Origin of the sequence: Microbispora bryophytorum (assembly GCF_043197435.1) — a bacterium.
Taxonomy (GTDB): domain Bacteria; phylum Actinomycetota; class Actinomycetes; order Streptosporangiales; family Streptosporangiaceae; genus Microbispora; species Microbispora bryophytorum.
Window position 1 is genome coordinate 23,755 of sequence record NZ_JBICTF010000006.1, and the last position, 13,029, is coordinate 36,783.

Annotated in this window: 13 protein-coding genes; 8 read left to right on the forward strand and 5 right to left on the reverse strand. The window is 71.5% G+C overall.

From position 1 onward, the window contains the following. The first annotated feature begins 35 nt into the window (after positions 1 to 35). Both ACGFIB_RS20990 and ACGFIB_RS20995 read left to right on the forward strand, forming a co-directional pair. Positions 36 to 590, forward strand: a complete 555-nt coding sequence (locus ACGFIB_RS20990) for a dihydrofolate reductase family protein (RefSeq protein WP_393374171.1) — start codon at positions 36 to 38, stop codon at positions 588 to 590. Between the two features lie 36 nt (positions 591 to 626). Next, complete coding sequence (locus tag ACGFIB_RS20995; protein WP_191049907.1) at positions 627 to 1,136, forward strand: DinB family protein; 510 nt, start codon at positions 627 to 629, stop codon at positions 1,134 to 1,136. An 18-nt stretch (positions 1,137 to 1,154) separates the two neighbouring features. Here the strand turns inward: ACGFIB_RS20995 and ACGFIB_RS21000 are convergent, their stop codons facing one another. Then, positions 1,155 to 2,459: a M50 family metallopeptidase gene (locus tag ACGFIB_RS21000; RefSeq protein WP_357266319.1), complete on the reverse strand. Its 1,305-nt coding sequence runs from the start codon at positions 2,457 to 2,459 to the stop codon at positions 1,155 to 1,157. A 190-nt stretch (positions 2,460 to 2,649) separates the two neighbouring features. On the opposite strand from ACGFIB_RS21000, the gene ACGFIB_RS21005 reads away from it, so the two are divergent. After that, the gene (locus ACGFIB_RS21005) at positions 2,650 to 3,255 is read left to right on the forward strand and encodes a response regulator transcription factor (RefSeq protein WP_357244875.1); all 606 of its coding nucleotides are present in this window, start codon (positions 2,650 to 2,652) and stop codon (positions 3,253 to 3,255) included. 4 nt (positions 3,256 to 3,259) lie between these two features. Here the strand turns inward: ACGFIB_RS21005 and ACGFIB_RS21010 are convergent, their stop codons facing one another. Next, positions 3,260 to 4,372, reverse strand: a complete 1,113-nt coding sequence (locus ACGFIB_RS21010; RefSeq protein WP_357244877.1) for a PP2C family protein-serine/threonine phosphatase — start codon at positions 4,370 to 4,372, stop codon at positions 3,260 to 3,262. A 117-nt stretch (positions 4,373 to 4,489) separates the two neighbouring features. On the opposite strand from ACGFIB_RS21010, the gene ACGFIB_RS21015 reads away from it, so the two are divergent. After that, positions 4,490 to 5,719 carry a GNAT family N-acetyltransferase gene (locus ACGFIB_RS21015; RefSeq protein ID WP_393374175.1) on the forward strand — a complete coding sequence of 410 codons (1,230 nt, stop codon included), beginning with the start codon at positions 4,490 to 4,492 and terminating at the stop codon, positions 5,717 to 5,719. A gap of 39 nt (positions 5,720 to 5,758) precedes the next feature. Beyond that, positions 5,759 to 5,926, forward strand: coding sequence for a hypothetical protein (locus ACGFIB_RS21020; protein WP_167748302.1), 168 nt, complete (start codon positions 5,759 to 5,761; stop codon positions 5,924 to 5,926). A gap of 7 nt (positions 5,927 to 5,933) precedes the next feature. Here ACGFIB_RS21020 and ACGFIB_RS21025 read toward each other — a convergent pair whose 3' ends face one another. Continuing rightward, on the reverse strand, positions 5,934 to 6,404 hold the full coding sequence (locus ACGFIB_RS21025) for a ribose-5-phosphate isomerase (protein WP_142572154.1): 471 nt from the start codon (positions 6,402 to 6,404) through the stop codon (positions 5,934 to 5,936). A gap of 106 nt (positions 6,405 to 6,510) precedes the next feature. Here ACGFIB_RS21025 and def point away from each other — a divergent pair, with 106 nt between their 5' ends. Further along, complete coding sequence (gene def / locus ACGFIB_RS21030) at positions 6,511 to 6,999, forward strand: peptide deformylase (protein WP_357244881.1); 489 nt, start codon at positions 6,511 to 6,513, stop codon at positions 6,997 to 6,999. Between the two features lie 4 nt (positions 7,000 to 7,003). Here the strand turns inward: def and ACGFIB_RS21035 are convergent, their stop codons facing one another. Both ACGFIB_RS21035 and ACGFIB_RS21040 read right to left on the reverse strand, forming a co-directional pair. After that, positions 7,004 to 8,410 carry an aldehyde dehydrogenase family protein gene (locus tag ACGFIB_RS21035; protein ID WP_357244883.1) on the reverse strand — a complete coding sequence of 469 codons (1,407 nt, stop codon included), beginning with the start codon at positions 8,408 to 8,410 and terminating at the stop codon, positions 7,004 to 7,006. 95 nt (positions 8,411 to 8,505) lie between these two features. Continuing rightward, on the reverse strand, positions 8,506 to 9,114 hold the full coding sequence (locus ACGFIB_RS21040; protein ID WP_393374179.1) for a mycothiol-dependent nitroreductase Rv2466c family protein: 609 nt from the start codon (positions 9,112 to 9,114) through the stop codon (positions 8,506 to 8,508). Between the two features lie 183 nt (positions 9,115 to 9,297). Between ACGFIB_RS21040 and pepN the strand changes: the two genes are divergently transcribed. Both pepN and ACGFIB_RS21050 read left to right on the forward strand, forming a co-directional pair. After that, entirely contained in the window at positions 9,298 to 11,862 is a 2,565-nt protein-coding gene (pepN, locus tag ACGFIB_RS21045) for an aminopeptidase N (protein ID WP_393374181.1), read from the forward strand. 194 nt (positions 11,863 to 12,056) lie between these two features. After that, positions 12,057 to 13,028 carry a hypothetical protein gene (locus tag ACGFIB_RS21050; protein ID WP_393374183.1) on the forward strand — a complete coding sequence of 324 codons (972 nt, stop codon included), beginning with the start codon at positions 12,057 to 12,059 and terminating at the stop codon, positions 13,026 to 13,028. Position 13,029: the final 1 nt, after the last annotated feature.

Consider the following 13,029-nt stretch of genomic DNA (forward strand, 5'->3'; position numbering starts at 1 on the left):
CATGCGAGGCGAATTCAGGATCGAGGAGTCAGGCCGTGGCTGAGCTCGTAGCGGACGTGTTCGTGTCGATGGACGGCTTCGCCGCCGGTGTGGACGTGGGGCCCTTCTTCGGCTACGCGGGTCCCGGCCTCGACGCCTGGATCCGCGAGGCCACCGAGCAGCCGCAGCTGATGCTCATGGGGCGCGTCACCTATGAGGCGCTGGCGGCCATCTCGTCCGCGGCCGCGGACGAGGCGAGCACCCGGATGAACGACCTGCCCAAGGCCGTCTTCTCCAACACCCTGCGAGAGCCGCTCGCGTGGAAGAACACCCGGCTCGTACGCGGCGACCTCGCCGAGCGGATCACGGCGCTCAAGCAGGAGTCGGACGTGCCGCTGCGCTCGATCGGCAGCCTCACGCTGGTGAGAAGCCTGATGGAGCTCGGGCTGGTCGACCGGTTCCGGGTGATGGTCTTCCCCCTGACGCTGGGCGGCGACGGCCGGGAGCCCGCCTACGCCGGATACCCCCGGACCGGGCTGGAACTGACCGGCACCAGGGTTTTCGACTCGCGCGTCGTCCTGCTCGAATACCGACCGGCGAGCTTCAAATGACATGACTCCGCACCGCGACTCGGGCAGGATGCCGGGATGACCGACACACGTATCGATCCCCCTGTCACCGCGGGCGAGCGCGCGATGCTGCGCGCCTGGCTCGACTACCACCGCCAGACCCTCGCGGCGAAGTGTGCGGGCCTCACGGAGGAGCAGTTGCGGCTGCGCTCGGTGCCGCCCTCCAGCATGTCGCTGCTCGGCCTCGTACGGCACATGGCCGACGTCGAGCGCGCCTGGTTCCGGCGCCGGCTGAACGGCGAGGACCTCGGCGGCATCTACTACAGCGACGACGACCCGGACGGCGAGTTCGACAACGTGGACACCGCCTCCGCCGAGGAGGCCTTCGCGACCTGGCACGCGGAGATCGAGCACGCGCGGGCGGCCGAGGAGGCCTGCGCCGACCTGGACGCGACGACGAAGACGGACCGCCAGGGAGTGCACTACTCGCTGCGCTGGATCATGTGCCACATGGTCGAGGAGTACGCCCGCCACAACGGCCACGCCGATCTGCTGCGCGAGCGCATCGACGGCGTGACCGGCGAATAGCCCCCGGCCCGACGGGGCTCAGCCGGACAGACGGACCGGGTTGACGAGGTCGGCGTAGATGAGAAGGCCGCCCATGACGACCAGCAGGGCCGCCATGACGTACGTCAGCGGGAGCGCCTTGGCCACGTCCACGTGACCGGGGACGGGCCGGCGGCGCACCCGTGCGAAGACCCGCTTGACGCCCTCCCACAGTCCGCCGGCGATGTGACCGCCGTCCAGCGGCAGCAGCGGGATCAGGTTGAACATGCCCACCGCGAGGTTCAGCGCGGCCAGCAGGTTGATGAAGATCTGGATCTTGTTTTCGACCGGGAGGTCCGAGGCGGCGATCTCGCCGCCGATGCGACCCGCCCCGACGATGCCGATCGGCCCGTTGGGGTCGCGCTTCTCGCCCGAGAACGCGGCGTTCCACACGCCGACCATCTTCTTGGGGATGTTGACCATCGCGACGGCGGTGCGCTCGGTCAGGTCCCACATCTGCCCGACGACGTAGCCGGGGCCCTTCTTCTCGACGACGGTGGCCGGGCTCACGCCCAGGAAGCCGACGTTCTTGTCGATCTTGTCGGGGTCGGTCAGCGAGGGCATGTCCTGCGCGATCAGGTCGACGCTCACGTCGGTGCGCTGCCCGCCCCGCTCGATGCCGAGCGTGGTCACCCCCGCTCCGCGCTCCCGGATCAGCCGCTGAGCGTTCTCCCAGTCCTTCACCGGCGTGCCGCCGATGGCGACGATGTGGTCGCCGGGCCGCAGACCGGCCTTGGCGGCGGGCGTCAGTGGGTCGCTGTCCCGGCAGTCGCGGTGCTCCGCCTCGGCGGCGGGGATGGCGCACTTGGACACCGAGGACACGACCGGCGTCAGCTCGCGGACGCCGAAGCCCATCATCACGACCGCGAACAGCACGAACGCGAGCACGAAGTTCATCGCCGGGCCGCCGGTCATGATGATGACCTTCTGCCACCAGGGCTTGCGGTAGAAGACCCGGCCCTCGTCGCCCGGCCGGATCTCCTCCGAGGCGACCGCACGCGCGTTCTCGATGAGGCCCTGCCACGGGCCGGTGGAGACGCTGCGCAGCCTGCCCGGCTCGTCGGAGGCCCGCGGGGGAAGCATGCCGATCATGCGGATGTAGCCGCCGAGCGGGACCCACTTCACGCCGTACTCGGTCTCGCCCCGCCTGCGTGACCACATCGTGGGCCCGAAGCCGACCATGTATTGGGTCACGCGGACGCCGAAGAGCTTGGCGGGCACGAGGTGCCCGATCTCATGCAGCGCGATCGAGACCAGCAGACCGACGAAGAGGATCCCGAATCCGGCCACGAAGAGCCAGCTCATCAGCGCGTACCCCCGAGGTGGAGAAAGTGCCCTGGCAGACGAAGCACCTTTCGAGCGTAGCCCACCCGCGTGAGCGCGAAGGCTTTTCCGGCGTGGCTTCGGCTTGCCCATGTGTGACCGATTGGGGACACTTCGTTGACAGTACGCAATTGGTCGATCACCCTTTGAGAGACGTCCAGTGAGGAGAACCTTGATCCGGATCCTGGTGGCCGAACACCTTCCGTTGGTACGGCGAGGCCTGGTCGCGTCCCTCGACGGGGAGGACGACCTGCGGGTGGTCGCGGACGTCGGGTCGGGCGAGGACATCGTGCCGGCGGCTCTGGAGCTGCGGCCGGACGCCGCGGTCATCGACGCGGACCTGCCCGGGGTGGACGGGCTCACCGCGGCCGCGCGGCTGGGAGAAAAGGCGCCACGCTGCCGGGTGATGCTGCTTTCGGCGCAGCCCAGCCCGGGTCACTTCAAGCGGGCCTTCGCGGCGGGCGTCCTCGGCTATCTGAGCATCGAGGTGGCCCCCGAGCATCTCGCGGACGGCATCCGTCGGATGGCGACCGGGCGCCGGGTCGTCGACTCCGAGCTGGCGGTGGCCGCGCTGGAGGCCGCCGACTGCCCGCTGACGCCGCGGGAGCACGAGGTGCTGCGGCTCGCGGCGGGGGGCGGGCGCTCGAAGGACATCGCCGCCGAGCTGGGCCTGTCCGTCGGCACCGTGCGCAACCACCTGTCGCGCATCCTCGTCAAGACGGGAGCGCGCAACCGCGTCGACGCCGTGAGAATCGCCACCGACTCCGGCTGGCTGTAGGAAGTCAGGGCCGCCAGATCAGGACGAGCGCGCAGTCGTCGTTGTGGCCGGAGGACATCGACTGGACGAGCTGCCGGGCCTTGTCGCGGAATCCCGACGGCAGCAGCCGCTCGGCCTCGCCCAGCAGCCGGTCGAGCCCGGCGTCGATGTCCCGGCCGGGCTGCTCGATCAGCCCGTCGGTGAAAAGCATGAGCGCGTCGCCCTTGCGCAGCACCCCGCTGTCGGTCTCGCAGGCCAGGTCGGGCACCACGCCGAGCACGACGCCCTTCGCCGTGGAGACCCGCCATGTGCCCGACCCGGCGTCGAACCGGACCACGGGCGGGTGCCCGGCGGAGGTGATGGTGTACTCCCCCGTGGAAAGGTCGAGCTCCAGGTGGACGGCGGTGACGAATCCCTCGTCGCCGAGCTGGCGGTGCAGGTAGGAGTTGCACGCGGCCAGGAAGTCGTCCACCGAGCCGAGCAGGCCGCCGAAGGTGCCCGACAGCATGAGCGCGCGGGTTCCCGCGTCCACGCCCTTGCCGGAGACGTCGACGACCGCCACCCGGACCCGGTCGCCCTCCCTCATCGAGACGACGAAGTCGCCGCCGAACGACGATCCCCCGGCCTGCTTCAGCACCACCTTGCCGCCCCAGTCCTTGGGCAGCGGCGGCAGCTCGCTCTGCCGCTTGAGCCTGTCGCGCAGCTCCAGCAGCATCGCGTCGCCGCGCAGGCCCTGGACGCCGAGCTTGCCCCGCGTCCGCGCCATCATCCAGGCCAGCACGGCGGTGAAGGCCATCGTGATCAGCAGGCCGGGGCCGACGCTGGGCACTTCCCTGATCGGTCCCATGTACGCCAGGGCTGCGACGACCACGCACAGCAGGATCGTGAGGCTGCGCAGCCGGAGCTGGAGGCCGCCGATCAGCGTGAACAGGATCAGCAGCGAGGGCGAGAACCAGTACGCCGACACCTCCGCGTCGAGCACGCCGATCACGACGGTGAGCATGACGAGAGCGATGAGGAGGTACCGGTCCTTCGACCACACCTTCCTCACGAAACGGACCGACGGCACCAGGAGCGGCACGCGCGCCAGGAGTGCACGCAGCCGAGGAGGGATCAGCGGCGCCGGACGGGAAGTCATGATGGCCTCGACTGTATCCGGACATCCCAGATGGCGGCACCTGCTTGACCAACGTCTAGATCATGCGGCACGGATATTGGGTCGCCCCACCCCGCGGCCCGCTTCTACGGTGATTCGATGAGCATCACCGTACGCCCCCTCGGGGACTCCGAGTGGCCGGCCTTCGTCGCCGTCGACTACGAGGCGTTCAGCGCCACCTATCCCCTGGAGATGGCCGACCGCTGGCGCGAGGTCGTGGAGCTCGACCGCCTGCTGACCGCCTTCGACGGCGACCTGATGGTCGGCGGCGCCGGCGCGCTGTCCTTCGAGATGACGGTGCCCGGCGGACCGATCCCGGTGGCCGGCGTCACGTCGGTGGGCGTGCTCCCCTCGCATCGCCGCCGCGGCGTGCTGACCGCGCTGATGACCCGGCAGCTGCACGGCCTGCACGAGGACGGGCGTGAGGCCGTCGCCGCGCTCTACGCCAGTCAGGCGGGCATCTACGGGCGCTTCGGGTACGGCAGGGCCGCCGACACCCTGTCCTTCCGCATCCCCACCCACGGCTCGGCCTTCACGCGCTCGGCCCCCGCCGACCCGGCGCTGCGCCTGCGCGTGGCCGCCCCCGCCGACGCGCTGCCCGGCCTTCGGCGGGTCTACGACGCCGTACGGCCCGGCCGTCCCGGCATGTACGCGAGGTCCGACGGGTTCTGGAAGACCGAGATCATTCCGGACACCGAGCACGACCGGGGCGGGATGGGCCCGCTGCGCTGCCTGATCGCGGAGGACGCGACGGGGGTGCGCGGCTACGCGCTGTTCCGGGCGAAGGCCGGCTGGAACGAGCACGGCGTGCCGGACGGGGAGGTCCGGCTCCTGGAGCTGATGGCCTCCGATCCCGCCGCGTACGCGCTGGTCTGGCGCGGCGTCCTCGACCGGGACCTGTGCTCGGTCGTCCACGCCGGGCGGCGGCCGGTGGACGACCCGATCATGCACCTGCTGGCCGAGCCCCGCCAGCTCAACGCGGTCTGGCTCGACGACCTGTGGATCCGCCTGGTGGATGTGGACCGGGCCCTGGCCGCCCGCGCGTACGCGGCTCCGGCCGACCTGGTGCTGGAGATCGAGGACGAGGTCTGCCCGTGGAACGCCGGCCGCCTCCGCCTGGTCACCGGCAAGGCGTCCTGCGAACCGACCGGCGCGCCCCCCGACCTCACGCTGCCGGTCGACGTGCTGGGCGCGGCCTACCTCGGCGGGCGGCCCCTGCGGGCGGCGGCGGACGCCGGGCTGGTGCGGGAGCACCGGCCGGGGGCGCTGCGCGAGCTGTCGGCCGCGATGGCGTGGGACCCGGCCCCCTGGGGCTGCCGGGTGTTCTGACCCGCGCCCCGGGCGTCCGGACCGCGTAGGCTTCGGGGCATGGCGCTGCAGAGTTTGCAGATCACCGCGATCACGGCCATGCGGGCCCGCGACGTGTCCCGGCCGACGGCCGAGCAGCAGGAGGCCGCCGACCAGCGGCCGCTGCGCGACGAGACGCCCCGGCGGGAGCCCCGCCGGGGCCGGGACAGGGACAGGGACACCCGCTAGAGGCAGCTCAGGCAGGCAGCGGCGGCAGTTCGCCGGTGGTCTCGAAGTCGGCGAGCTGGCGGATCCGCCGGGCGTGCCGTTCGGCCCCGGAGAACGGCGTGGCCAGGAAGAGCCCGACGAACCCGGCGGCCTCCTCAGGCGTGTGCTGCCGGGCGCCCAGGCTGATCACGTTGGCGTCGTTGTGCTCGCGGGCCAGCTTCGCCGTTTCCTCGTTCCAGGCGAGGGCCGCGCGCACCCCCCGCACCTTGTTGGCGGCGATCTGCTCGCCGTTCCCCGAGCCGCCGATCACGACCCCGAGGCTGCCCGCGTCGCCGGCCACGCCCTGCGCGGCCCGCAGCACGAACGGCGGGTAGTCGTCCTCCGCGTCGTAGACGTGGGGACCGCAGTCCTCCACCTCGTGGCCCTGCTCCTTCAGCCAGGAGACCAGGTGATTCTTCAGCTCGTAGCCGGCATGGTCGGCACCGATGTAGACACGCACGACATGAGTTTCCCAGAAGGACCCTGGCGGAGACGACCCCGGGCTCCATTAAAGTAATAGCCAAGACGGGCTTCCGTCCCTTACACCCCGGCCTCCCAGGAGTGTCATGCGCGAGCTTCGTTATGTCGGCGACCCGGTCCTGCGCACCCCCGCCGAACCGGTGACGGACTTCGACCGCGAACTGCGCCGGCTGATCGACGAGATGTTCGCGCTCATGTACCAGGCCGACGGCGTCGGGCTCGCAGGGCCGCAGATCGGGGTGGGCCGGCGGCTGTTCGTCTACGACATCAGCAACCGCAAGGGCCACGTGATCAACCCGGAGCTGACGATCGACGACCCCGAGCAGGTCGTCGAGGAGGAGGGCTGCCTGTCGGTGCCCGGCAAGGAGACCGGCAAGCCGCTGTACGCCCCGACCGCCCGCGCCGCAGGGGTGACGGTGCGCGGGGTCGACAAGCTCGGCCGGTCCGTCACCGTCAAGGCCCGGGGCATGCTCGCCCGGTGTTTCCAGCACGAGTTCGACCACCTTGAGGGCACGCTGTACGTCGACCGGCTGGGCAAGGACGAGCGCCGCAAGATCCTCCTGCAGACGCCCTGACGTCCTACAGCTGGATGGCCTTGACCTCCAGGAACTCTTCCAGGCCGAACTCGCCGAGCTCGCGGCCGATTCCCGAGCGCTTGTAGCCGCCGAACGGCGCCATCGTGTTGAACCGGCCGCCGTTGACCGCCACCTGCCCGGTGCGCAGGCGGCGCGCGACCGCGAGCGCCTTGTCCTCGGTGCCCGCCCACACCGCCCCCGACAGCCCGTACGGCGTGCCGTTGGCGATCTCCACGGCCTCGCGCTCCGACCCGAACGGGACGATCACCAGCACCGGGCCGAAGATCTCCTCCTGCTCGATCGCCATGCCGGGCGAGACCCCCGCGAATATCGCGGGCTCGACGTAGTAACCACGTTCCATGGGGTTGTCGGTCCCGCCGAGCACGAGGCGGGCGCCCTCCTCCTGGCCGCGGTTGATGTACCTGACGACCCGGTCGCGCTGGGCCGCGGACACCAGGGGCCCGAGGCGGGTGCCCTCGGCGAACGGATCACCGGGGACGTAGGCGCCGGCCGCCTCCACGGCGAGCCGCACGGCCTCGTCGTACTGGTCCCAGTGGACGAGCATCCGGGTCAGCGCCGAGCAGGTCTGGCCAGAGTTGAGGTAGGCGCCCGCGACCCCGTGCTTCACCGCCTTCTCCAGGTCGGCGTCGGGGAGGATGACGTTCGCCGACTTGCCGCCCAGCTCCAGGGCCACCCGCTTGACCGTCTCGGCCGCGAGGGCCGCGACCCTGCGGCCGGCTCTGGTGGACCCGGTGAACGAGACCATGTCCACGTCCGGGTGGGCGGCGATGACCTCGCCGACCACCGGCCCGTGGCCGCTGACCATGTTGAACACGCCGGGCGGCAGCCCGACCTCGTGGAAGATGTCGGCCAGCGCGTACGCCGCCAGCGGCGCGACCTCGCTCGGCTTGAGCACGACGGTGCAGCCGGCCGCGAGGGCCGGGGCCACCTTGCACACCACCTGGTGGAGCGGGTAGTTCCACGGCGTGATCGCGCCGACCACGCCGACGGGCTCCCGCACGATGAGCGAGTTGCCCACGCGGCCGCCGTCGAACTCGTACCGCTTGGCGAGGTCGGCGTAGGAGGCCAGCACCTCGGCGGGCATCAGCGTCTGCACCTTCAGCGCGAGCGTGAGCGGGGCGCCCATGTCGGTGGCGATCGTCGCCGCGATCTCCTTGGCGCGCTCCTGCAGCAGCCCGGCCGCCGCCCCCAGGAACGCGGCGCGTTCCGCCGGGTCCAGAGCCGACCATGCGGGGAAGGCGGCGCGGGCGGCGGCGACGGCGGACTCGACGTCGGCGGGCGCTCCGGCGGGCACCCGGTCCACGACCTCCTCGGTCGCGGGGTTGACGACGTCAACGGCCTCGCGGGAGGAGGACGGGACCCAGGCTCCGTTCACGTAGAGGTGACGCATGCCACTCATCCTTGCGCCTCGGCTGTCAGATGGCGAGTCCTCGGACCGAAACCTTTCCGCTCGGTTCGCGCGGGAGTGAAGGAGCCTGTGAAGTCTCAGGTGAAGATCGGATTACGGGTCCTCGACCTCTTCAGCTCGAAGAAGCCGTCGGTGCCGGCGACGAGCAGGACGCCGTCCCACAGGCGCGCGGCGGCCTCACCCCTCGGGATCGGCGACACGACCGGGCCGAAGAACGCCGCGCCCTCGACGGCGATGACCGGCGTGCCGACCTCCTGGCCGACCAGGTCGATGCCCTCGCCGTGCGAGCGCCGGATCTCCTCGTCGTACTCGTCCGAGTCGTGGGCCGCCACCAGCGCGGGGTCGAGCCCGGCGGCGGTCAGGGCCTCGGCGATCGTGTCGTGGCCGCGCTCGCGCCCCTCGTCGTGGAAGCGCCTGCCGATCTCGGTGTAGAGGTCGCCCAGGACCTGCTCGCCGTACTTGTCCGCGGCGGCGGCCAGCACCCGTACGGCGCCGAGCGTCTTCTTGACCCCCTCGCGGTAGTCGGCGGGGATGTCCTTGTCCTCGTTCAGGACCGCCAGGCTCATGATGTGCCAGCGCACGTCGATGGGACGCAGCGCGGCCACCTCGTGGATCCAGCGTGAAGTGATCCACGCCCAGGGGCAGGCGGGGTCGAACCAGAAATCGACAAGCTTTCGGTCGGACACTGTGACACCCTCTCGAACGGAATATGGTTCCCTCGGTCGTCAACCCGGGCAGGAAATCTCCTATTCCAGGTAGGAGCGATCTCGAACCCGTCATGTCTCCGCGACGTGGCAGGATTCATGCAATCCCTGACGCGACGGGGCGGCGGGGATCGGGGGCGTCGACCATGCGATGAGGAGCTGTGTGTGGCAGGGAATCTGACACGGGACGAGGCTCGGGAGCGCGCTCGGTTGCTCTCCGTCCAGTCCTACCAGGTCGAACTCGACCTGACCGAGGGCGAGGAGCGGTTCGAGAGCGTCACGACGGTCCACTTCACGTCGGACCGCGAGGGGGCGGACACGTTCATCGACCTCCACGGTGCGCACGTGCGGAAGGTCGTGCTCAACGGCAGGGAGCTGGACGTCAGCACCTACGACGCCGAGAAGGGCCGCATCCCGCTGCCGAGGCTGGCCGCGCGCAACGAGTTGCGCGTGGACGCCGACTGCTCCTACATGCGCACCGGTGAGGGCCTGCACCGCTTCGTCGACCCCGTGGACCGGCAGGTCTACCTGCACAGCCAGTTCGAGACGGCCGACGCGCACCGGATGTACGCCTGCTTCGACCAGCCGGACCTCAAGGCGACCTTCGAGCTGACCGTCCTCGCCCCCGCCGCCTGGGAGGTGGTGTCCAACGCCGCTCCCGACACCGCGGAGGCGCTGGAGGAGCACCACGGGCGGCACGGCACGCTGCAGGCCGCCAAGCGCTGGCACTTCCCGCCGACCCCCGTGATGTCGACGTACATCACGGCCCTCATCGCCGGGCCGTACGCGGTCGTGCGGGACGAGCACGACGGGATCCCGCTCGGGATCTACGTGCGGCGCTCGCTCGCGCAGTATCTCGACCCCGAGAACATCTTCGAGGTCACCAAGCAGGGCTTCGACTTCTTCCACCGCGTCTTCGGCCTGCGCTACCCCTTCGGCAAGTACGACCAGCTGTTCGTGCCGGAGTTCAACGCGGGCGCCATGGAGAACGCGGGCGCGGTGACGTTCCTAGAGGACTACGTCTTCCGCTCGCGGGTGACCGACGCGCTCATCGAGCGCCGCGCCGAGACGATCCTGCACGAGATGGCGCACATGTGGTTCGGCGACCTCGTCACCATGCGCTGGTGGGACGACCTGTGGCTGAACGAGTCGTTCGCCACCTACATGTCCGTGCTGTGCCAGGCCGAGGCGACCCGGTGGGGCCAGGGCGCGTGGACCACGTTCGCCAACGTCGAGAAGGCCTGGGCCTACCGGCAGGACCAGCTGCCCTCCACCCACCCGATCGCCGCCGACATCCCGGACATGCAGGCCGTCGAGGTCAACTTCGACGGCATCACGTACGCCAAGGGCGCCTCGGTGCTCAAGCAGCTCGTCGCGTACGTGGGGCTCGACAACTTCCTCGCCGGGGTGCGCGACTACTTCAACGAGCACGCCTGGAAGAACACCTCCCTGCAGGACCTGCTGTCGGCGCTGGAGCGCACCTCCGGGCGCGACCTGTCGTCCTGGTCGAAGGAGTGGCTGGAGACCTCGGGCGTCAACACGCTGCGGCCGTCTTTCACCACCGACGACGAGGGCCGGTTCCTGAGCTTCGACGTGCTGCAGGAGGCCACGCAGGAGCACCCGACGCTGCGCTCGCACCGGGTGGCCGTCGGTCTGTACTCCCTGCGCGACGGCGTGCTGTCCAGGACCAAGCGGGTCGAGCTCGACGTCGTCGGCGCGCGCACGGCCGTGCCCGAGCTGGTCGGCGAGGTCCAGCCCGACCTGGTGCTGGTGAACGACGACGACCTCACCTACGCCAAGATCCGGCTCGACGAGCGGTCGCTGCGCACCCTCGTGGGCGGCGGGATCACCGCGTTCACCGAGTCGCTGCCCCGCGCGCTGTGCTGGTCGGCCGCCTGGGACATGACGCGGGACGCCGAGATGGCCACCCGCGACTACGTCAAGCTGGTCGTCTCCGGCATCGACTCGGTGCGCGACATGACCGTCCTGCAGACCGTGCTGCGCCAGGCCCGGCAGGCCGTGCAGCAGTACGCCGACCCGGCGTGGCGGGCCACCGGCCTTGCCGAGCTGGCCGGCGCGCTGCGCCGCCTCGCCGCGGCGGCGGAGCCGGGCTCGGACCACCAGCTCGCCTACGTCAACGCCCTCGCCGCGACCGCCACCTCGCCCGAGGACCTCGCGTTCCTCAAGGGCGTGCTCGACGGCGGCGAGGCGCCCGAGGGCCTGGCCGTCGACACCGACCTGCGCTGGACGCTCATCCAGGCGCTCGTGTCCGGCGGCGTCCTCGGCGCCGGCGACATCGACGCCGAGCTGGCCAGGGACGCCACGGCGACCGGCGAGCGCTCGGCCGCCACCAGCCGGGCCTCGGTCCCGACCCCGGAGGCCAAGGCCGAGACCTGGGCGACGATCGTGGGAGGCAAGCTGAGCGGCGCGCTTCTGCGCGCCACGATCCTCGGCTTCGTGGACCCGCACCACCCCGAGCTGCTGGAGCCGTACGCCGACCGGTACTTCGAGGAGGTCGGGCGGATCTGGAGCGAGTGGACCTCCGACATGGCGCAGAACTTCGCCATCGGCTGCTACCCCGCGCTGCTGATCCGTCCGGAGACCGTGGCCCGCACGCAGGACCACATCAGCGCCGCGCAGCCGCCGCACGCGCTGCGCCGCCTGCTGCTCGAGGGCGCGGACGGCGTCAGCCGGGCGCTGCGTGCCCGGGCGCGGGACGCCTCCGCCTGATCAACGTCTGTCTGGTCCGCGTCCGCCTGATCCACGTCGGGCCGCACGATCACGATCCCGAGGGCCCCGGCACACCGCCGGGGCCCTCGGGCGTGCCGGGGGACAGGTGGTACGGCGGGCGGGCACCTGAAGGCGGGCACATGAAGGCACGGCGGGAGGCGGACGCCCGTCGGCGTGCTGAGTAGGGTCGTCGGGTGCACTCAGCCCACGACCTGTTGAACGCCCTGGCCGGGAGGTACTCGTTCGGCGACGTCGGCGCGCTCGCGCCGGCCGTGCTCGGGGAGGGCGGGCGGGCCGCCCTGGTGGCGTCGGTCTGCGAGTTCGGCCAGCGATTACTCACCCTCGACGCCGAGGACTTCCACGCCGAGATCGACGCCCAGACGGTGCCGGCCGACCTCCGTAGGCGCGCCCGCGCGTGCCACATGCCGCAGACGCCGAGAGAGCAGCCGCGCGGCGCGCTCGACTCGCTTCGGCCGGCGTACGCGTTGCTTCTCGAGGTCGTCGAGGCCCGCTGGCGGCGGCGCGAGCTCAGCTCGATGATCGCGGCCGTGCACATCTGCAGCGAGTATCTTCCGCTGCTCGCCTTCGAGCCCGCGCTCGGCCACGCGGGCGACCCGGTTCGCTGGCCTGAGGGCCTGCGCGCCCCCGGCAGCCGCTTCGGGGTCATGCCCGACCGGGAGTGCGACCACACGAGAGCGGAGCGTTCGGCGGCGGAGCGGACGCTGCGGGTGGCCGTGGAGCCGCCCGCGGGCTGGCGGGCCTACTTCGACCGGCAGCACAGCCAGGTCGCGGGGGCCCTCGCCACCTGCGCCGGCCGGTGCCGCACTCCCTGCCCCGCCCTCGGCTGGGTGCCTGACCTCGCCGGCCTGGCCACCCGCTGCCGGATCGCGCTGGCGTTCGCCGAGACCCCGCTCGTGCGGCTGCGCCACGCCGCCCCGGTCGGCCACGGCTTCGGCGTGCCGTCGCCGGAGGAGGTGCTGGAGGCGTGGGAGCGCAGCCGCACCGCGCTGGCCAAGCACGACGCGGCCGCCGCGGTCACCGCCGACGACGGTTTCCCGCTGCCGGGGCTTCCCGCCCTGTTCTCCGCCGTCGCGGCGGCGCCGGTGCGGCCGGCCACGCTGCTCGCCGACGTCTCGGCCTACGTCGTCGAGCTGCTGCGGGGTTAGC